We start from the raw sequence: 18753 nt of genomic DNA, 5'->3' as shown, positions 1-18753 counted from the left end.
CCGCCTCCTAATCTAATTTCTCAAGCGATTCAATTAAAGCTTCTGCTTCTTCCTTTTGCACGGAATCTGCTACAAGCTCTCTCATTTTTGTGAGAAGTTCTTTACGCTCTTTAAATTTCTTAAACAAGAGCAGCTTTTCTTCATATTGTTCAAGCATCGCTTCAGTCCGTTTAATATTATCATAAACAGCCTGTCTTGATACTTCATATTCATCCGCAATTTCACCGAGGGAAAAATCGTCTAGGTAGTAAAGCGACATGTAGCTCTTTTGTTTTGCGGTCAACAACGATTGATAGAAATCAAACAAGTAGTTCATTCTCGTTGTCTTTTCAAGCGTCATGGGCTCTCTCCCCTTTGTTAAGTTCATTCCCTTTACAACAACTAAGTTTACACGGTTCTGATCTACGTGTCAAGTTTTTATCTTGTCACTTCCTGCGGCGATATTTAAATAAAAAAGCCGGCAGTTTTGCCGGCATCCCCAGATTGTTGACAAAGGGCTAAAATGAACTTGATTTTAGCCCTTTGTCTTCTTTTCAGCGTGATAGAAAACCTTTGAAGTCTAGGAAGGACGAGTACTGGCGCGGAGCGAATTTGACATTCGTGAGCACCAGAGCGCAGGACTGACAAAGAATGCGAGGGTTTGTCTACACGCTGAATGCCGGCAGTTTTGTCGGCATCTTGATTAGTCTTCTTGATCAATCATGTCTGAGAATAATCCGTACACATACGATTCAGCATCGAACTCTTGCAGATCGTCTACTTTTTCACCTAGTCCGACAAGTTTTACAGGTATGTTGAGTTCATTGCGAATGGCAAGAACAATCCCGCCTTTTGCAGTACCGTCAAGCTTTGTTAAAGCGATACCTGTCACGTTTGTCGCTTTAGAAAATTCCTTCGCTTGCGCCATCGCATTTTGACCTGTTGTCGCATCAAGGGCAAGCAGTACTTCGTGCGGTGCATCGGGCACTTCGCGTTCAATGACTCTCTTGACCTTCTCTAGCTCTTTCATCAAGTTGACTTTGTTTTGCAGTCTACCTGCTGTATCACAGATCAAGACATCTGCTTTTTTGGCTTTAGCTGATTGAACGGCATCATAGATGACCGCTGCCGGGTCAGAGCCTGCTGTTTGTTTAACGACAGGAACACCAGAGCGCTCGCCCCATACTTCAAGCTGCTCAATCGCCCCCGCACGGAACGTATCACCTGCTGCTAAAATGACGGATTTCCCTTCATTTTTTAGCTTGTTTGCCAGCTTACCAATGGTGGTGGTTTTACCGACACCGTTCACGCCTACGAATAAAATAATATTTAAACGGCCGTCTTCAATGTTCAGTTCAGAGATTTGTTCCTCACCACTATTGTAAATCTCCACGAGTTTTTCAGAGATGACTGCTTGTACTTCACTTGGGTCTTGAATGTTTCTTAATTTCACTTCTTTTTTCAGCTCATCAATCAGTTCCATCACAGTCGTGAAACCGACATCCGCACCGATTAACACTTCTTCTAGTTCTTCAAAAAAGTCTTCATCCACTTTACGATAGCGAGAAATGAGTTCATTTACTTTTCCCTGAAACGAATTTCTCGTTTTTTCAAGTCCATCTTTAAACTTTTCTGATACTGAATCGGTTTGCTGCGTAAATTTTTCTTTTAATTTCTTAAAAAAGCTCATGGGTTCAAAAACCTCCTTTAATTACTGGACAAGCTCTTTCGTTTCCTCTAGTTTGACAGATACCAGTTTTGAGACACCTGACTCCTGCATCGTGACACCGTACAGAACATCTGCTTCTTCCATGGTTCCTTTTCGGTGTGTAATAACAATAAACTGTGTTTCTTGGCTATATTTCTTTAAATACTGGGCAAAGCGGAACACATTTGCTTCATCAAGCGCTGCTTCTACCTCATCTAGCACACAGAATGGAACTGGTCTCACTTTTAAGATCGAGAATAATAAAGCAATGGCTGTTAATGCTCTTTCTCCGCCTGAAAGCAGGCTTAGATTTTGCAGCTTTTTCCCCGGCGGCTGCGCCACAATATCGACACCTGAGTTTAGTAAATCGTTTGGATCTGTGAGCTTAAGGTCTGCTCTTCCTCCGCCAAATAATGCTTGGAAAACAGATTCAAAATGCCCGCGGATTTGAGAGAATGTCTCAGAGAAACGTTTCGTCATCTCCTGATCCATTTCTTCAATGACTTGGAATAACGTATTTTTCGCTTCTGTCAGATCATTGCGCTGTTCAGTTAAGAAGAGAAAACGTTCATTCACACGTTCATACTCGTCAATACTGCCTAAGTTCACTGTTCCAAGCTCTTCAATGGCTAGTTTGATCAATTTCACGCGTTTTCTTGCTTCATCCGGCGATAGCGTCAGATGATACATTTCTTTTGCTCCTTCAAACGAAAGGGCATACTCTTCGTTTAAATAGGCGATGAGGTTATCAAGTTCAACTTCCATGCGGCCAAGCTTGATTTCTTCATCTTTTAAGCTTGTCGTGAGCTGTTTATACAGGCGTTTTTGCTCTTTCAGTTCACGTTCTGCGAATTCTAATGTTTCAGAAAGAGCCAGGCGCTGTTTGCGTCGCTCTGAGATAAGCGCTGTCGTTTTGTTTTTATGTTCCAGTTTCTCTTTTGCCGCTTCTTCCAGTTGTTCTGCGCCGCTTGAGCTAGATGACATTTCACTTGTTAAGAGGGACAAATCTTCTTTTGTTTCCGTCAGCGTCTTTTCAGCCTCTTCTAATTCAGCCGTTAAGCTCGAAAGTTTTTCTTGTTCATTTGCTAAAGACTGCTCTTTTTTGGCAAGCGAGATTTTCAGCTCTGTTAATTCGGAAGAAATGGTTTCTTTCGTTGAGCTTTGGGTCTGCTTCCGTTTTGTTAACGTGTTGATCTCTTCGTCAAGAGAGGTCAGTTTCTCACCTATAGATGTTTCAAGGGCTGCCTGCTCTTTGTCCTTGCTCGCAAGTTCGCTAGAGCGCTGCTGCAACTCTTCTTTTTCTTGATCATAGAGCTCTAGATGAGCGTTAATATTTTTTTCCGCTACTTGCAGTTCATATAATGTCCCTTTTAACTCTTGCTGCTTTTCTCGAAGCATTTCGCCGCGCTGACGCAGTTCATTTAATTGGACTTCGCTTGCGGCAATCGATTGCTTCGTTTCTTTTGTTTCTTTTTCAAGGATCGTTGTTTTTTCTTCCATTTCAACGAGCTGCTTTGTTAATGTTTCAATCTCTCGGTTTCTGGAGAGGAGGGAATTGTTCTTTTTCTTTACGCCGCCCCCAGTCATTGAACCACCTGGGTTCACCACGTCCCCATCAAGGGTCACGATGCGATAACGATGTCCAAGCATTTTCGCCAGCTCATTGGCACCTTTTAAGTCTTGAACAATCAGGACCGTTCCAAGCAAATTCTGTATGACTTTTTCATACTTTTCATCAAAGGAAACGAGCTGACTCGCTACGCCAATAAACGCGTCATGCTGCTCAGCTGTTTGAATATCTCTGAACTGAATGGTTCGTTCTTTGATGACGTTCATCGGCAGGAAGGTCGCACGCCCAAAGGAATGCTGCTTTAAATATCCAATGGCCTGTCTGGCAGCCGCTTCATTTTCAGTAACGACATGCTGCGTGGCTGCGCCAAGTGCAATTTCAATCGCTGTTTCATGTTGCTGCTCTGTTTGAATTAGCTCTGCAATCGCCCCGTGAATACCACCTAACCGGTCCTTTGCCTTTAAAACCTCTTTCACTCCTTGGAAAAATCCTGAGAAGTCTTCCTGCATGGATTCAAGCATTTCTTTTTTAGATTTTGCCTGCTGTACATATTGATAGGCTTGGTAAAGAGCCGTTTCTTTTTTCTCGTATTGACGTTTCATCTGTTCTAGCTTTTGTTCCGCTTCTCTAAAGCGTTTCACCTGAGCCAAAATGTCTTCTTCTCGTTCTGAAAGTTGCTTCTCGGCTTCTGTTTTCTTTTCCTTCACAGATACCCGTTCTTCGATATGTTTCTGATTATTTTGCGTTAACCGCTCTAGCTGCAAGGCTGCTTGGCGCTGCTGTTCTTCTAGTAATTTACGTTCGTTTCGGATAGAAGCTTGCTCGTTTAATAGGTCAAAATAATCGCTTTTTAGCTGTTCAATTTGCCCTTCCACATCTTCACTATGAAGAGACAGCTGATGCTGTTTTGTTTTCACTTCATCTTTTAGCTGCTGCACTTCTGTTTGCAGGCTGTCACGTGTGACTTTCTGCTGTTCAATCTTTTCCGTTAACAACGCCTGTTTTTCGGTTAAACGCACGAGCGTGTCTTCTAGCTGCCCTTGGTTAGCGGCCGCATTTTTTTTTCGTTCTTTTAGAACTTCTTTTTTCCCTTCAAGCTTTTCTAGTTCTTCACTTGTGAAAAGGAGGACTTCTTGGAGGTCATGAATCGAATCGTCAAGCGCCTGAATACGGTCTCTCGCTTCTTCGATTTTGGCTTCCTTCGCTTGAATGTCTGTGGACTGCTTCATTTCATCTTGTTTGAACCGCTCGACAGCTTCACCAAGTGTTGTCCATTTTTTGTGTAGTGCTTCAATATCATGGACGGTGAGAGCAATTTCTACATTTTCAAGTTCTTCTTTCTTTTGCAGATAGTCTTTTGCAATAGATGCCTGCATTCTTAGTGGTTCTACTTGATCTTCTAGTTCATGCAGAATATCTTCCACCCGGTTTAAGTTGTCCTGCGTTTCAAACAGTTTATTCTCGGCTTTTTTCTTTCTTGTTTTATATTTCAGGACACCAGCTGCTTCTTCAAAGATGCTACGTCTTTCTTCAGCTTTACTCGATAGAATCTCTTCTACCTTACCTTGGCTGATGATCGAAAAAGCTTCTTTTCCAAGACCTGAATCCATGAAAAGATCAATAATATCCTTTAAGCGGACAGATTGATTGTTAATGAGAAATTCACTTTCTCCAGAACGATAGACTCTTCTTGTCACACTGACTTCGTGAAAATCGATCGGCAAAAAGTGATCTTCGTTATCGAGCGTTAATGTCACTTCTGCTAAGTTGACTCGTTTTCTTGAGTCACTTCCTGCAAAAATGATGTCTTCCATTTTTCCTCCGCGGAGGCTTTTTGCTGATTGCTCTCCAAGTACCCAGCGGATCGCATCAGTAATATTACTTTTGCCGCTTCCGTTTGGTCCAACAACAGCTGTAACCCCTTTGACAAAGTCTACAGTCACCCGCTGTGCGAAAGATTTGAATCCTATCACGTCTAAACGTTTGAGGAACATGAGAGTGATCCTCCTTATGTATTTAAAGTACTATTATCTTACCATATGAACTGAAAAAAGATGATGGAAAACAGAGTGAAATCCCCCTGAATCACGAGGGGGATTTTATTGGTTCATATGATGTTTCTGTAATTTAGCAAGTGCTTCCTGTGCAGCATGCTGTTCCGCTTCTTTTTTTGAACGACCATTTCCAATTCCGAGCACTTCTCCTCTAAGGGATACATTGGCTTCAAATTCCCGGTTATGTGCTGGACCTTTTTCATGCAGGATTCGGTATTCAAGTACACCTTTTCCATCTCGCTGAACAAATTCTTGAAGCTGGCTTTTAAAGTCCATGACATGTGAGAATGCCCCGTCATTAATTTTCGGGTATACATAGGCTTCTAGGAATCGTTCAACAGGCTCAAGTCCTTGATCTAAATAAAGCGCTCCGATAAACGCCTCAAATACGTCTGCTAAGAGTGCTGGGCGTTTTCTGCCGCCTGTCATTTCTTCCCCTTTTCCTAAAAGAACAAGGTCTCCAAAGGACAGCTCATGTGCTAATGACACAAGTGATGGCTCACATACGATCGCCGCTCTCAGTTTTGTTAAATCTCCCTCGCTCATGGCTGGGTACTTTGCAAATAAGAACTGTGAGATCGTCAACTCTAAAACAGCGTCCCCTAAAAATTCAAGTCTTTCATTATCCTCATAAGGTTTTTTACGATGCTCATTCACATAAGAGGAATGTGTAAAGGCTTGATAGAGTAGTTTTTCATTTTTAAAGTGTACAGAAATGCGCTGCTGAAATTCTCTGAATTGCTCTAGTTTTTTGCTCTGTTTCTGTTTGTCTTTATAGTGTTTTGGCATAGCAACCTCCAGGTAGGCGTTATCGCCTTTAAGGATACTGATTATATGGAGTCTCTCTTTCTACATGCAAGGAAACCGTGCTCCTTAGCATCTGAAAAAGGCTGACAATTGATCAGCTGAATATGTTGAAACTAACATAAATTTTCAAAGTCCCGCCATGAAAATAGACGGGACTTTGTTACGCTTATTGCTGGCTATTTATGTAGTTCACAGCGTCACCGACTGTTGCAATTTTTTCAGCATCTTCGTCAGAAATTTCCATATCGAACTCATCTTCAAGTTCCATAACTAGCTCAACTACATCAAGGGAATCAGCGCCTAAATCTTCTTTAAATGAAGCCTCCATTTTCACGTCAGCCTCATCAACGCCAAGGCGGTCTACAATAATTTTTGATACACGCTCTAATACGTCTGCCATTGCCTTTCACCTCCCCTCAAAGTATTATAGTTGATTCGTTTTTAAAAAACTAGAGAAAACGTAACGAAATTTTGATATTTCTTAGGACATAACCATTCCGCCATCCACTTGGATGGTTTGGCCTGTAATATAACCTGCTCCTTCTGAAGCTAAAAAGACAACAACGTTGCTTATATCTTCAGGCGCACCAAAGCGTGCGAGCGGGATTTGCTTAAGCATTTCTGTTTGAACATTCTCATCAAGCTTGTCAGTCATATCAGTAGAAATAAAGCCTGGTGCTACGGCATTGACTGTAATATGACGGCTTGCCAGCTCTTTCGCTGTTGTTTTCGTTAAACCGATCACACCAGCTTTTGCTGCAACATAGTTTGCTTGTCCAGGGTTTCCACAAACGCCGACAACAGATGCTACATTGATGATTCTTCCGCTGCGCTGTTTCATCATTTGACGTGTCACAGCTTTTGTACAGTTGAAGACACCTTTTAAGTTTATGTTAATGACATCATCCCATTCATTTTCTTTCATTCTCATGAGCAGGTTGTCCTTTGTAATTCCAGCATTATTCACAAGAATGTCGATTGAACCAAATGTATCAACGGTTTGTTTCATTAATGCCTGTACATCTTCTGCATTTGACACATCCGCTTTGACAGCAAAAGCCTGCTGGCCAAGTGCTTTGATCTCATCGACGACTTCATTTGCTTTTGCTTCGTTGCCTGAATAGTTCACCACAACATTGGCACCTTTTTTCGCCAAATCGATCGCAATCGAACGGCCAATACCGCGTGATGCACCTGTGACAACGGCTGTTTTATTTGTAAGCATCAAGAATCCCCCTTGAGTGTTTGAATGGCTGCTTCAATTGTTTCTTGATCTGATACGGAAATGGTCGTCAGGCGGCGATTGACTTTTTTCACAAGACCTGAGAGCACTTTACCAGGACCAATTTCAATAAATGTTGTCACGCCTAAGTCAATCAGGCGTTCTACACTTTCTTCAAATCGAACAGGAGAATACAATTGTTCAATCAGCTTCGTTTCAATTTCATTACGTGATGTCACGATGTCTGCTGTTACGTTTGAAATCACTGGCGTCGCGGCATCAGAAATGTCTAATTTAGATAATACATCTGTGAATTTTTCAGCTGCTGGTTTCATTAATGCAGAATGGAAAGGTCCACTCACTTCAAGTGGAATTGCACGTTTTGCGCCCTTTTCTTTCGCTTTCTCTGATGCAAGTTCCACACCTTTTGCTGTACCAGAGATGACGATTTGGCCCGGACAGTTTAAGTTCGCAAGTTCTACAAGATGACCGCTTTCTGTCACTTCTCTTGTCACTTCTACAAGCGCCGCTTGGTCTAAGCCAAGAATCGCCGCCATTGCGCCTTCTCCTGCTGGAACGGCTTCATTCATTAATTCGCCACGCTTTCTCACTGCGAAAACGGCATCTTTAAACGAAAGAGCTCCCGCTGCAACAAGGGCTGTATATTCACCCAGACTGTGCCCTGCTGCATAATCTGCTTTGATTCCGCTCTCTTCAAATTTCTTTAAGATCGCGATGCTTGTCGTTAAAAGAGCTGGCTGTGCATTATATGTCAGCGTCAGTTCTTTTGCATCTCCTTCAAAAATCATTGAAGATAAATCAAAATCAAGGGTCTGATCTGCTTCTTCAAACACAGCTTTAGATGCTGCTTCTTGGTCAAATAAATCTTTTCCCATGCCAATTTTTTGAGAGCCTTGGCCTGGGAATAAAAAAGCAATTTTACTCATGCTGCTCTACCTCCATTACGACTCATTCGTGTCTTCTTTTTGAACTTCTTGATGAATGATAGCTGAAACGTCTTTTATAACGATATCGCGCGCCTGACGAATGGCATGAAAAATCGCATTTTCATCAGAGGAACCATGCGCTTTAATAACGGGTGCTTTTAAACCAAATAATGCGGCACCACCATATTCGGAGTAATCCATTTTAGATTTCATCTGCATTAATTTTGGCTTCATCATACCTGCTGCTATTTTAGCTGTGAAGCTGGATGTTAAGGTTTCTTTCAGCATCTTAAAAACAGAAAGGGCTGTGCCTTCGATCGTTTTAAGGGCGATATTCCCCGTGAAACCATCTGTGACAACGACATCAGCTACACCTTCTAATAAGTCACGCGATTCTACATTTCCTACGAAATTCAAATCTGATGCTTTTAATAATTCAAAGGTTTTTTTCGTTAAATCGTTGCCTTTTTTATCTTCTGTCCCGACATTTAAAAGTCCAACGCGTGGATTGCTCTTCGGGAAGACATGCTCTGCGTAAATAGATCCCATCATGGCATATTGCACAAGATGCTCTGGCTTTGCATCAACGTTTGCACCGACATCCAATAATAAGAACCCGCTACCATCAAGTGTTGGCAACGTCGGAGCAAGTGCTGGTCTGTCAATGCCATCAATTCTGCCTACGATAAACAGGCCTGCTGTCATGAGTGCCCCAGTATTTCCAGCTGAAATACAGGCATCTGCTCTTCCTTCTGAAACTTCCTGCGCCATTTTCACCATAGAAGAATCCTTTTTACGTCTCACTGCACGCACTGGTTCATCCGTTGGTTCAATGACTTCTTTTGCATCTAAGATCGTGATGCGTTCATGATTTGTTATGTATGATTTGATCTTGCTTTCATCGCCGACTAGTGTAATCTCGATATCTGAAAATGCTTCTAAGCTTTTTTGCACACCGTCAATAATGGCTTTAGGGGCATGATCTCCCCCCATTGCATCGACTGCAATTCTCATGTTATGTGCCACCTTTTACTTTTGTTTTGAGCGATACATGACGAAATCGCCTGAGAAGACAACTTCCTCACCTACATAGCTGTTTACTTCAACTACGGTTCTGCCTTTTTCTTTATCATGTGAGGCAACTTTGGCTTTTGAGACAACTCTTTCGCCTTGTTTGACCTGCCTTGTAAACTTAATATTTGCTTTTGCTGTCAAAGCCAGTTCATCGTCGATGACGGCTACTGCCAGCGAATTTGCCTGGGCAAAAAGATGATGTCCCCTGGCAATTTGGTTACGACTGAATACATGCTCTTTTCTCACTTCAAAAATGGAAATCGCTTGATCATCAAGCTCTACATCAATCATTTCTCCAATGACTTCATCCAGCGGAAGAGACTTCACTTCATCCTCTAATGTCTTTTCGGCCACGTGCTTAATTCGTTCGCGTAATTCAGGGATTGACAGCTCCAAACGGTCAAGTCTAACTGTTTGAATGCTTACACCGAATTTACTTGCCAATTCTTCATCAGTAATGAACGGAGTCGAGCTGATCGTTTGCTGGAGAAGCTTTTGTCGTTCTTTTTTATTTAGTTTCATATGCAGACACCATCCGTACATTTATGACTAGGTACTAATAGTAGTATATAATCTCATAGATGATAAATCAATCCTTGTTTCAAAAAGACAAGAAAATTCCTCCAGCACTTAATCAGCTCAATTTATCTCCGCCAAGCACACCGCTGTCTACAAGTGTTTGCCTAAGTTCTTTATATTCAGGGTCTGTCCAAAAGGCTTCAGACTGCACGAGCTCTGCCGCATCTTTTCTAGCGGTTTCAAGCGCTCTATAGTCATGAACCATGTCTGCCACTTTAAATTCAGGCATACCGCTTTGTTTCTTGCCAAAGAAGTCGCCAGGGCCTCTTAGTTCTAAGTCCTTTTCAGACAGTTCAAAGCCATCCGTTGTTTCAGACATGATCCGCATGCGCTCTTTACCGGTCTCTGATTTAGGGTCCGCCATTAAAATACAAAAAGATTGATGCTCTCCGCGTCCGACCCGGCCTCTTAACTGATGAAGCTGTGACAGTCCAAAGCGGTCCGCATCATAAATGACCATGATGGTCGCATTTGGCACGTTGACTCCAACTTCAACAACTGTCGTTGACACAAGGATTTGCACTTCATTGGAAGTGAAATCTCTCATCACTTGATCTTTTTCATCACTTGCGAGTTTCCCATGCATTAAGCCGATCGACCATTTTCCGCGATACGCCTCTGTCAGCATGCTGTGAACATCAATCGCATTTTGGACATCCAGTTTGTCTGATTCTTCTATAAGTGGACAAATAATATACGCTTGTCTGCCTTTTCTCAGCTCTTTATCAACAAAAGCAAGAATCCGTTCAAGCATGTCATGCTTCACCCAATACGTTTCAATCTGCTTTCGGCCGGCTGGCAGCTCATCAATGACAGAGACGTCCATTTCTCCAAATACTGTGATGGCAAGCGTTCTTGGAATCGGCGTTGCGGTCATAAACAAAACATCTGGGTCCTGCCCTTTGCTTCGCAGTTTTTTCCGCTGTTCCACGCCGAACCTGTGCTGTTCATCTGTAATAACAAGACCAAGCTGCTGAAATTCCACTTCGTCCTGGATAAGGGCATGCGTGCCGACTAAAATATCAATATCTCCCTCTTTCAGACGTTCAAGCAGTTCTCTGCGGCGCTTTCCTTTCACTGAACTCGTCAAAAGAGCAATATTTAGCCCCCATTTTTCAAATAGCTGATACAGTGAATCGGCATGCTGTTCTGCCAAAATTTCAGTTGGCACCATCAGCGCACCTTGAAAGCCGGATAAATGAGCGGCATAAAGGGCAATTGCCGCTACAGCTGTTTTCCCCGATCCAACATCACCTTGAAGAAGCCGGTTCATCCGGTACGGGGATGCCATATCTGACATAATTTCATCCAGCACTCTTGATTGTGCTTTTGTCAGCGGGAACGGCAGGCTATGAACAAACTCAAAGACCGCCTCTTTTGAAAACGGATGCTGGATGCCTGATGTTTTTTCTCGTTCTTTTTTTCTGATCGCCTGCATCTTCAGCTGAAAGATGAGAAATTCCTCGTACACGAAGCGTCGTCTTGCTTGCTTGAGCGAGTCTCTCGTTTCAGGGAGATGAATGGTTTTTAGTGCTTCTTGATAAGACATGAGTTTATAAGCAGCTACAAGTTGCTTTGGCAGTGGATCTTCTGCATGGTCTACATAGAGTGACAACGCTTGTTTCACAAATCGTCTCATCATCTTCACGGTTACATTTTCTTTGACCGAATAAACAGGTTCTATACTGCCATCTTGTTCGTGTGTTCCTTTTTTAAATTCCTGCACCATAATGGATTGCCGGTTTTTATCCCACTTCCCTGTGACGGATACCGTATCGCCTAAAACAAGACTTCGTTTTAAATAAGGGCGATTGAAGCATATGGCTGTAATCAAAAAACGACCGACAAGCAGCCTGAATGTCAGCCTGCTTCGTTTTTTTCCATAATAGGTGAGAACGGGCTCACTGTGCACTTTTCCTTCAACTGTGACACGTTCGTCATGTCTGACTTCTTCTAAGTTGCGAAGCTCATAGTCGTCATATCGATAAGGAAAGTAGCCGAGTAAATCGGCTACTGTGTAGATTCCAAGTTCATTTAGTGTTTTTTCTGTTTCTTCTCCAATCCCTTTGAGGGCAGAGATCTTATCTTGCAGTTTCTGTATCACGAGATGAGGTCACACCTCCGAAAATCTTCTTTTCAAGCTCCCTTGCTGTCGGTGTTGCAGCAAGTCCGCCTTGTGCAGTCTCACGAAGAGCTGTTGGCATCGTTTGACCAATTTTGTACATCGCATCAATGACTTCATCACAAGGGATGCGGCTTGTAATGCCGGCAAGTGCCATATCTGCTGCAATCATCGCATTAGAAGCGCCCATTGCGTTTCGTTTCACACATGGCACTTCCACAAGTCCTGCGACTGGATCGCAAACAAGACCCAGCATATTTTTTAAGGTGATGGCCATGGCTTCAGCGGATTGCTGCGGCGTACCGCCTGCCATTTCTACAATGGCTGCTGCTGCCATACCTGATGCAGATCCTACTTCTGCCTGACAGCCGCCTGCTGCACCAGAGATACTTGCGTTATTGGCGACAACAAAACCAAATGCACCAGATGTAAATAGGAATCTGACCATTTGTTCCTTTGTTGGCTTTAATGTTTCTTTCACCGCAAAGAGCGTTCCTGGCACAACACCTGCTGAGCCAGCTGTAGGCGTTGCACAGATCGTTCCCATTGCTGCATTCACTTCATTTGTTGCCACTGCCTTACTCACGGCATCTAAAATGGTATGACCAGACAATGTTTTGCCTGATGCGATATATGCTTGAAGTTTCACCGCATCCCCGCCTGTTAAACCAGATAATGATTTCACACCTTTCAGTCCGTTTTCAACGGCCTGTTCCATCACTTCTAGGTTGCGGTACATCTGCGAGAAAATGTCTTCACGTGACTTCCCTGTCACTTCCATTTCTTGAGTAATCATAATGTCTGAAATGGAGGTATTCCGTTCTTCTGTTAGCTGCACGAGTTCTTTGACGTTTTTAAACATCATACATAACCTCCTTGTTGTTACTCTGCAATTTGTGTGACTTGAATAATGTTTGGCAGCGTCTCAAGCTCTGTTAAAACCGCTGGATCAATATTCTGATCCACTTCAATCGTCATGAGTGCTTCTTGCCCGACCTCTTTACGTGCCACTTCCATATGACCAATGTTGATGGCGAATTTCGCTAACACATTGGCAACTGCTGCAATCGTCCCGTAGCGGTCGTTATGAACCACAAGAATGGCCGGGTGATTCCCTGAGAGTCTCAGTTCAAAGCCATTTAATTCTGTGATTTCTATTTTACCTCCGCCAATGGAAATCCCGATTAATTCAAGGCTTCCATTCGCATCTGAAATTTCTACTTTTGCTGTATTTGGATGCGCTGGCACCGCATCTTCTTCTTTAAACTCAATGTCGATTTCTTTGCTTTTTGCAATATCAATCGCTGTTTTGATTCGTTCATCAAATGTATCAAAGTCAAGAACACCACCGATAATGGCTACATCTGTCCCGTGTCCTTTATACGTATCTTTAAAAGAGCCATAAAACGACACAACAATTCGTTTCGGTTCCCTTCCGAACAAGCTGCGAGCCACTCTTCCAATACGAGCCGCACCCGCCGTGTGCGAACTTGATGGACCAATCATGACGGGTCCAATAATATCAAACACACTTCTAAATTTCATAGGTCTTCCCCTCTCATCACCAATCACAGATTGGTTTGTTACTCCCTTTAGACTAATGGATTCATTCGATTCCCGCAACTCATTTCACCGATGAACACATAGTAAAAAAATGCAAAAGAAGAAGAAGGGCTTCATATGCCCTTCTTTCTTTATTCAACAGCCAAAATATATGAATAAAGCGGCTGTTTTCCATCGTGGACTTCAACTTCTACATCTTCAAATGTGTCTTCAATATATGCTTCTAAAGCTTCCATCTCATCAGATGATGCATCTTCCCCTTTGATGATTGTGACAATCTCATCATCTTCTGTCACCATTTGGGTCAAAAGCTCTTTTGCTGCATCTAATTGATTTTTAGCTGTTAAGGTGATTTTCCCATTGTATAGGCCCATATAGTCGCCTTTGGCAATGTCGATCCCATCAATTTGGGTATCTCTCACTGCAAAGGTAATTTGGCCGCTTTTCACATGATCAATCGCTTCTAACATCGCTGCTTCATTGTCTTCATTTGAAGCTGCTTCATTGAGAGAAAGAAGTGCCGACATTCCTTGAGGAACGGTCTTTGTCGGAATAACAATGACCTCACGACTTGAGACAGTTGCCGCCTGTTTAGCTGCCATGACAATATTAGAATTATTAGGTAAGATAAAGACGGTTTCGGCATGAATGCTATCAATTGCTTTGACAATGTCTTCTGTGCTCGGATTCATCGTCTGTCCGCCTTCAATGACGACGGATGCTCCGATACTTTTAAACAAGTCAGCAATCCCTTCTCCCATTGCGACACTCACTACTCCAAAACGCTGTTTTTCAGCAGCTGTTGCTTTTGGTGTAGCAGGCGAGTGATCTTTTTCTTCATTGACGATCGAGCTATGCTGCTCTCTCATGTTTTCAATTTTCATATTAATTAAGCTGCCATAGCGCTGTGCATATGATAAGACATCTCCTGGCTGCTCTGCATGAATATGAACTTTTGCAAGCGTATCATCAGATACCACAAGAAGTGAATCTCCGAATTCGCTTAATTCTTCTCTGAAGGCATTTTCGTCAAAGGACTGTTTGTCTTCTTCGAATTTCACCATAAATTCTGTACAATAGCCAAATTCAATATCTTCTGTGTTCATATGGCTTTGTGCACTTTTATGATGCTCTGCACTCACTAATTCTTTTAATGTTGGCAAAGAGGCCGTTTTAGGAGGAAGCTCTTCTCCTCTTAATGAAGCAAGGAAACCTTCATATACACAAAGAAGTCCTTTACCGCCGCTATCTACAACACCGACTTCTTTTAAAACAGGAAGGAGATCTGGCGTGCGGTCAAGTGATGCTCTTGCTTCCTCAATCGTTAATTCAAGTACACGATCGATTTGGTCTTCTGTTGTTGAAACAGCAACCGCTTTCTTTGCTGCGTCCTTTGCAACCGTTAAGATGGTTCCTTCAATCGGTTTCATGACGGCTTTATATGCTGTATCAACACCGGCCTGCAAGGCAAGCGCAAATTCTTTTGCGTCAATTGTTTCTTTTTGTTCTATATTTTTGCTGAAACCTCTGAAGAGCTGAGACAGGATCACACCTGAGTTTCCTCTTGCCCCCATTAACAGCCCTTTCGACAGAGCCACCCCGACCTTACCAATGTGATCGGTATTTGTTTCTTCAACTGCTTTTGCCCCTGAAGTCATTGACAAATTCATATTTGTCCCCGTGTCTCCGTCTGGCACTGGAAAAACATTTAACGCATCAACAATTTGTGCGTTTTGAGAAAGATGGTGAGCACCTGCAAGAATCATTTTTGCAAATGAGCGGCCACCCAGATTTCTAATAGACAATATATTTCCTCCTTACTACGGGTTCGTAACTTTTACTCCTTGTACATAAATGTTGACTGAGTCAACTGAAAGTCCAATCGTGTGATGAATCGTATATTTGACTTTCGTTTGAACATTATGTGCGACTTCTGATATTTTTGTACCGTAGCTGACGATGATGTACATATCAATATGAATGCGATCTTCTTTTTGACGCACAAGAACACCCCGGCTGAAGTTCTCTTTGCGGAGAATATCCGTCAAGCCGTCCTTTATTTGATTTTTGGACGCCATGCCAACAATACCATAGCAATCGATCGCAGCGCCTCCTGCCACCATTGCAATGACTTCATTTGATATATCAATTTGTCCGTATTTCGTTCTAAGTTCAATGGACACATTGGTTCCCCCTTTTTGAGAAATTGCCCTGAGTTATCACTATTTTACTATAAGACCCTTCTTTTTAAAAGAAATCATTCAATCCGACCCAATCCTACTTATACTATAGCCTTGATTTTTTATCAAGATGTCAAGGTATTTTTCTTGAAAGAGGAGCAAACAATCCTTGCAAACCCCTTGAAGCTGTGGTAAATTATTAAAGTATCTTGAGGCATCTCTAAGTACGTATATGAAGAATATGATGATGTTTTCGCAGTTAGGAGGGAAACAAATGGCACGTAAATGCGTTATTACAGGCAGAAAAACAAAAGCTGGGAACAACCGTTCTCACGCAATGAACTCTACAAAACGTACATGGGGCGCGAACCTTCAAAAAGTTCGTATTCTAGTGGACGGTAAGCCTAAAAGAGTATATGTATCAGCTCGAGCTTTGAAATCTGGTAAAGTTGAGCGTGTATAAGCAAGAGTAAACGCCTGCTACAGTTAAATGTAGCAGGCGTTTTTATGTGGAAATAAAGGAGATTACTCATTAATCTTTCTTAAATGAACCAAGCATCGCACGGACAATGCCGCCAAGAAATCTAGGCAGTTTGATTGTATAAAATTTCATTTTGTCCCCCTCCTAAAAGTACCGCTTGCAGCACAATTGAGCTTAATCAGCCATCCACATTGATAGGTTGGTCAATCTTTGCTTCTTACCATTATTAATATGCCTTCATGAAAAGAAAAAGTACCATTTGAGTGGATGAGTTCGTTACTAATACATAGTGTGGAACCAGGCTCAATATGACAATTTTTCAGAGGATATTTGAAACCTTTTAATGTCAGCTTTTCAACCGATGTACCGAAGGGCAAAAACGACACATATTTTTTATCCGGGTCTTGTTTGATGTCGTATGTACCAGGTCCAAACATTTGAATGATATTTTGCTTATCTACAAGGGTCATGCTCTGTTTGTGCTGAATGCCTTTATAAAGGAGATGAATATTCCCAAGAAAATGATCTGCTCTTCCGCCTGTGATGCCGTAAATTTGAATATGTGCTGGATTCTGACGCAAAGACCAGTTCAGCGCAAGTTCTAAATCCGTTTCATCTTTCTCTGCCTGAAATAGATTGAGTGCAGGCAATTTCTTTTTCAGTTCATGAAGCTCCTCTTCTGTCACACTATCAAAATCACCAAATGCTCTGTCAGGTACAATGCCATGCTCTAGTAAGAAAAGGGTTCCCCGGTCTACGCCGATCCAGAGAATGTCCTCCTCAGATGCTTCATGATCAAGCGGCGGGATGTACACAAAAGGACCGCCGGCCACGATATGTATGTGCATGATTACGCTCCTCTCCATTGAAAAAGAACCAAAGATCACAATGACTTTGGTTCTTTTTGTTATGCTTCTCGAATGGCCTGAATGGCCGCCGTGCGGTCTTCTTTCCCATATACCGCTGAGCCGGCAACAAGTAGATTAGCGCCTGCTTCTTTGCAGCTCTTTGCTGTCTCTACATTGACACCGCCATCTATTTCAATGAGTAAATCAGTTAAGCCTTTTTGTTCACTAAGTGTCTTTACTTCTTTTACCTTTGAGAGAACAGCAGGAATAAACGCCTGTCCGCCAAAACCAGGGTTCACCGTCATGAATAAGACGAGGTCAACATCCTCTAATACATGCGCGATTTGAGAAACGGGTGTGTGCGGGTTTAAAACAACCCCTGCTTTGACACCTTGTTCTTTTATATGCTGAATCGTGCGATGTAAGTGTGGACACGCCTCGACATGAACAGAAATAATATCAGCACCCGCTTTTGCAAATGCAGGGATATACTGGTCTGGCTGCTCAATCATTAAGTGAACATCGAGCGGCAGCTTTGTATGCGGCCTGATCGCCTCCACTACATTTGGTCCAAATGTCATATTCGGTACAAAATGACCGTCCATCACATCAATATGAATATAATCCGCTCCACCTTGTTCCACATCACGGATATCTTTCGCAAGATTGGCAAAATCGGCTGATAAAATGGATGGGGCAATATAAACCATGATTTAGTACCTCGGCTTTCTGTCTTTAATTTCAGTTAAAAACTCTAAATAATGCTGATAGCGATACTCTCTGATGCGATCGTGTTCTACTGCCTCTTTTACTGCACATCCAGGCTCTTTTACGTGCAAACAGCCCCTGAATTTACATTCTGCACTCTTCTCTCTGATTTCTAAGAAATAGAGCCCTAAATCTTCCGCTTCGATACCTGTAAATTCAAGCGAGCTAAATCCTGGTGTATCGGCAATGAGCCCTTCAGCCGTTCGAATGAGTTCCACATGTCTTGTTGTATGTTTCCCCCTGCCAAGATGGGAGGAAATATCATTTGTTTTCAGTGCTAAATCAGGACTCATCGCATTTAAGAGGGAAGACTTCCCTACACCCGATTGACCTGCAAAAACAGTAATCTTGTGATGGAAATACGGGGTCAGCTTTTCAATTCCATCCCCTTCGATCGTCGATGTTAAATGAACGTCGTATCCAATTTGGCGATAGTCTTCTGCATAGGCTTGAATCGTTTCTCGCTCTTGGTCTGTTTTCAGCAAGTCCATTTTTGTGATGCAGATAATCGGTTCAATCTGGCTCTCTTCAACAAGCACCAGGAATCTGTCTAACAGCGATGTACTAAAGGTCGGCTCTGCTGCTGAGAAAACGAGCACTGCTTGATCAACGTTGCTAATAGGCGGCCGAATCAGCTCATTGGTCCGCTCTTTTACTTCCAGCAAATAGCCTTCCTTATCGTTATCTGCTTGATAGACGACATAATCTCCAACAAGAGGGGTTATTTTGTTTTTACGAAAAATCCCTCTTGCTCTACACTGAATTACTTTGCCACTTTCTAAAGACTCATCCAGCACATAATAAAATCCGCTTAATGCTTTAATAATTTTGCCCTCAGGCATAAAGTCCCT

At 42.5% G+C, this 18753-nt stretch carries 19 protein-coding genes; 1 reads left to right on the top strand and 18 read right to left on the bottom strand.

All coding sequences use genetic code 11. The features are described from left to right. Positions 1-7 precede the first annotated feature (7 nt). The 14 genes from NST15_RS07780 to NST15_RS07715 form a co-directional block, all read right to left on the bottom strand. Positions 8-340, bottom strand: a complete 333-nt coding sequence (locus NST15_RS07780) for a putative DNA-binding protein (RefSeq protein WP_017367235.1) — start codon at positions 338-340, stop codon at positions 8-10. Between the two features lie 342 nt (positions 341-682). Further along, positions 683-1669, bottom strand: a complete 987-nt coding sequence (gene ftsY, locus NST15_RS07775; protein ID WP_017359097.1) for a signal recognition particle-docking protein FtsY — start codon at positions 1667-1669, stop codon at positions 683-685. A gap of 21 nt (positions 1670-1690) precedes the next feature. Further along, on the bottom strand, positions 1691-5251 hold the full coding sequence (gene smc, locus NST15_RS07770; RefSeq protein WP_342498989.1) for a chromosome segregation protein SMC: 3561 nt from the start codon (positions 5249-5251) through the stop codon (positions 1691-1693). A 105-nt stretch (positions 5252-5356) separates the two neighbouring features. After that, positions 5357-6100, bottom strand: coding sequence for a ribonuclease III (gene rnc, locus NST15_RS07765; protein WP_017367233.1), 744 nt, complete (start codon positions 6098-6100; stop codon positions 5357-5359). A gap of 184 nt (positions 6101-6284) precedes the next feature. Next, a complete protein-coding gene (gene acpP, locus NST15_RS07760) occupies positions 6285-6518 on the bottom strand; it encodes an acyl carrier protein (RefSeq protein ID WP_003212028.1) in 234 nt (77 codons plus the stop codon). 81 nt (positions 6519-6599) lie between these two features. Next, positions 6600-7343, bottom strand: a complete 744-nt coding sequence (gene fabG, locus NST15_RS07755) for a 3-oxoacyl-[acyl-carrier-protein] reductase (protein WP_039166716.1) — start codon at positions 7341-7343, stop codon at positions 6600-6602. After that, on the bottom strand, positions 7343-8287 hold the full coding sequence (gene fabD / locus NST15_RS07750) for an ACP S-malonyltransferase (RefSeq protein ID WP_050827258.1): 945 nt from the start codon (positions 8285-8287) through the stop codon (positions 7343-7345). Before fabD ends, fabG begins: the two co-directional genes overlap by 1 nt. Before the next feature lie 15 nt (positions 8288-8302). Beyond that, positions 8303-9301, bottom strand: a complete 999-nt coding sequence (gene plsX, locus NST15_RS07745) for a phosphate acyltransferase PlsX (protein ID WP_159159617.1) — start codon at positions 9299-9301, stop codon at positions 8303-8305. 15 nt (positions 9302-9316) lie between these two features. Beyond that, on the bottom strand, positions 9317-9883 hold the full coding sequence (fapR, locus tag NST15_RS07740; RefSeq protein WP_017359102.1) for a transcription factor FapR: 567 nt from the start codon (positions 9881-9883) through the stop codon (positions 9317-9319). A 112-nt stretch (positions 9884-9995) separates the two neighbouring features. Then, a complete protein-coding gene (recG, locus tag NST15_RS07735) occupies positions 9996-12044 on the bottom strand; it encodes an ATP-dependent DNA helicase RecG (RefSeq protein WP_041507316.1) in 2049 nt (682 codons plus the stop codon). Then, entirely contained in the window at positions 12022-12924 is a 903-nt protein-coding gene (gene sdaAA / locus NST15_RS07730; RefSeq protein WP_026050092.1) for an L-serine ammonia-lyase, iron-sulfur-dependent, subunit alpha, read from the bottom strand. Before sdaAA ends, recG begins: the two co-directional genes overlap by 23 nt. 20 nt (positions 12925-12944) lie before the next feature. Beyond that, positions 12945-13607: an L-serine ammonia-lyase, iron-sulfur-dependent subunit beta gene (gene sdaAB / locus NST15_RS07725; RefSeq protein ID WP_008344864.1), complete on the bottom strand. Its 663-nt coding sequence runs from the start codon at positions 13605-13607 to the stop codon at positions 12945-12947. Positions 13608-13756: 149 nt separating this feature from the next. After that, entirely contained in the window at positions 13757-15430 is a 1674-nt protein-coding gene (locus tag NST15_RS07720) for a DAK2 domain-containing protein (protein WP_191218862.1), read from the bottom strand. Positions 15431-15445: 15 nt separating this feature from the next. Then, on the bottom strand, positions 15446-15808 hold the full coding sequence (locus NST15_RS07715; RefSeq protein ID WP_008344871.1) for an Asp23/Gls24 family envelope stress response protein: 363 nt from the start codon (positions 15806-15808) through the stop codon (positions 15446-15448). A gap of 271 nt (positions 15809-16079) precedes the next feature. Here NST15_RS07715 and rpmB point away from each other — a divergent pair, with 271 nt between their 5' ends. Beyond that, positions 16080-16268 carry a 50S ribosomal protein L28 gene (rpmB, locus tag NST15_RS07710; RefSeq protein ID WP_003212514.1) on the top strand — a complete coding sequence of 63 codons (189 nt, stop codon included), beginning with the start codon at positions 16080-16082 and terminating at the stop codon, positions 16266-16268. 69 nt (positions 16269-16337) lie between these two features. Here rpmB and spoVM read toward each other — a convergent pair whose 3' ends face one another. The 4 genes from spoVM to rsgA all read right to left on the bottom strand — a co-directional run bounded on the left by spoVM (position 16338) and on the right by rsgA (position 18744). Continuing rightward, complete coding sequence (spoVM, locus tag NST15_RS07705; RefSeq protein ID WP_008354550.1) at positions 16338-16418, bottom strand: stage V sporulation protein SpoVM; 81 nt, start codon at positions 16416-16418, stop codon at positions 16338-16340. A 71-nt stretch (positions 16419-16489) separates the two neighbouring features. Next, complete coding sequence (locus tag NST15_RS07700; RefSeq protein WP_342498988.1) at positions 16490-17134, bottom strand: thiamine diphosphokinase; 645 nt, start codon at positions 17132-17134, stop codon at positions 16490-16492. A 59-nt stretch (positions 17135-17193) separates the two neighbouring features. Continuing rightward, on the bottom strand, positions 17194-17844 hold the full coding sequence (rpe, locus tag NST15_RS07695) for a ribulose-phosphate 3-epimerase (protein ID WP_050827255.1): 651 nt from the start codon (positions 17842-17844) through the stop codon (positions 17194-17196). A gap of 3 nt (positions 17845-17847) precedes the next feature. Further along, positions 17848-18744, bottom strand: a complete 897-nt coding sequence (rsgA, locus tag NST15_RS07690) for a ribosome small subunit-dependent GTPase A (protein ID WP_136944389.1) — start codon at positions 18742-18744, stop codon at positions 17848-17850. Between the last annotated feature and the right edge of the window lie 9 nt (positions 18745-18753).

The organism is Bacillus sp. FSL R5-0820 (genome assembly GCF_038593385.1).
Lineage (GTDB): Bacteria > Bacillota > Bacilli > Bacillales > Bacillaceae > Bacillus > Bacillus altitudinis.
The sequence above is the reverse complement of the archived record's forward strand: the minus strand, read 5'-3'. Positions and strand labels throughout refer to the sequence as shown.

Excerpts from the sequence above, each read along its gene's own strand:
- rpmB (WP_003212514.1), top strand. The coding sequence starts at position 16,080 with ATGGCACGTAAATGCGTTATTACAGGCAGAAAAACAAAAGCTGGGAAC.
- smc (WP_342498989.1), bottom strand. The coding sequence starts at position 5,251 with ATGTTCCTCAAACGTTTAGACGTGATAGGATTCAAATCTTTCGCACAG.
- rsgA (WP_136944389.1), bottom strand. The coding sequence starts at position 18,744 with ATGCCTGAGGGCAAAATTATTAAAGCATTAAGCGGATTTTATTATGTG.
- fabG (WP_039166716.1), bottom strand. The coding sequence starts at position 7,343 with ATGCTTACAAATAAAACAGCCGTTGTCACAGGTGCATCACGCGGTATT.
- plsX (WP_159159617.1), bottom strand. The coding sequence starts at position 9,301 with ATGAGAATTGCAGTCGATGCAATGGGGGGAGATCATGCCCCTAAAGCC.
- fabD (WP_050827258.1), bottom strand. The coding sequence starts at position 8,287 with ATGAGTAAAATTGCTTTTTTATTCCCAGGCCAAGGCTCTCAAAAAATT.
- ftsY (WP_017359097.1), bottom strand. The coding sequence starts at position 1,669 with ATGAGCTTTTTTAAGAAATTAAAAGAAAAATTTACGCAGCAAACCGAT.
- fapR (WP_017359102.1), bottom strand. The coding sequence starts at position 9,883 with ATGAAACTAAATAAAAAAGAACGACAAAAGCTTCTCCAGCAAACGATC.
- sdaAB (WP_008344864.1), bottom strand. The coding sequence starts at position 13,607 with ATGAAATTTAGAAGTGTGTTTGATATTATTGGACCCGTCATGATTGGT.
- NST15_RS07700 (WP_342498988.1), bottom strand. The coding sequence starts at position 17,134 with ATGCACATACATATCGTGGCCGGCGGTCCTTTTGTGTACATCCCGCCG.
- acpP (WP_003212028.1), bottom strand. The coding sequence starts at position 6,518 with ATGGCAGACGTATTAGAGCGTGTATCAAAAATTATTGTAGACCGCCTT.
- rpe (WP_050827255.1), bottom strand. The coding sequence starts at position 17,844 with ATGGTTTATATTGCCCCATCCATTTTATCAGCCGATTTTGCCAATCTT.
- spoVM (WP_008354550.1), bottom strand. The coding sequence starts at position 16,418 with ATGAAATTTTATACAATCAAACTGCCTAGATTTCTTGGCGGCATTGTC.
- NST15_RS07780 (WP_017367235.1), bottom strand. The coding sequence starts at position 340 with ATGACGCTTGAAAAGACAACGAGAATGAACTACTTGTTTGATTTCTAT.
- rnc (WP_017367233.1), bottom strand. The coding sequence starts at position 6,100 with ATGCCAAAACACTATAAAGACAAACAGAAACAGAGCAAAAAACTAGAG.
- sdaAA (WP_026050092.1), bottom strand. The coding sequence starts at position 12,924 with ATGTTTAAAAACGTCAAAGAACTCGTGCAGCTAACAGAAGAACGGAAT.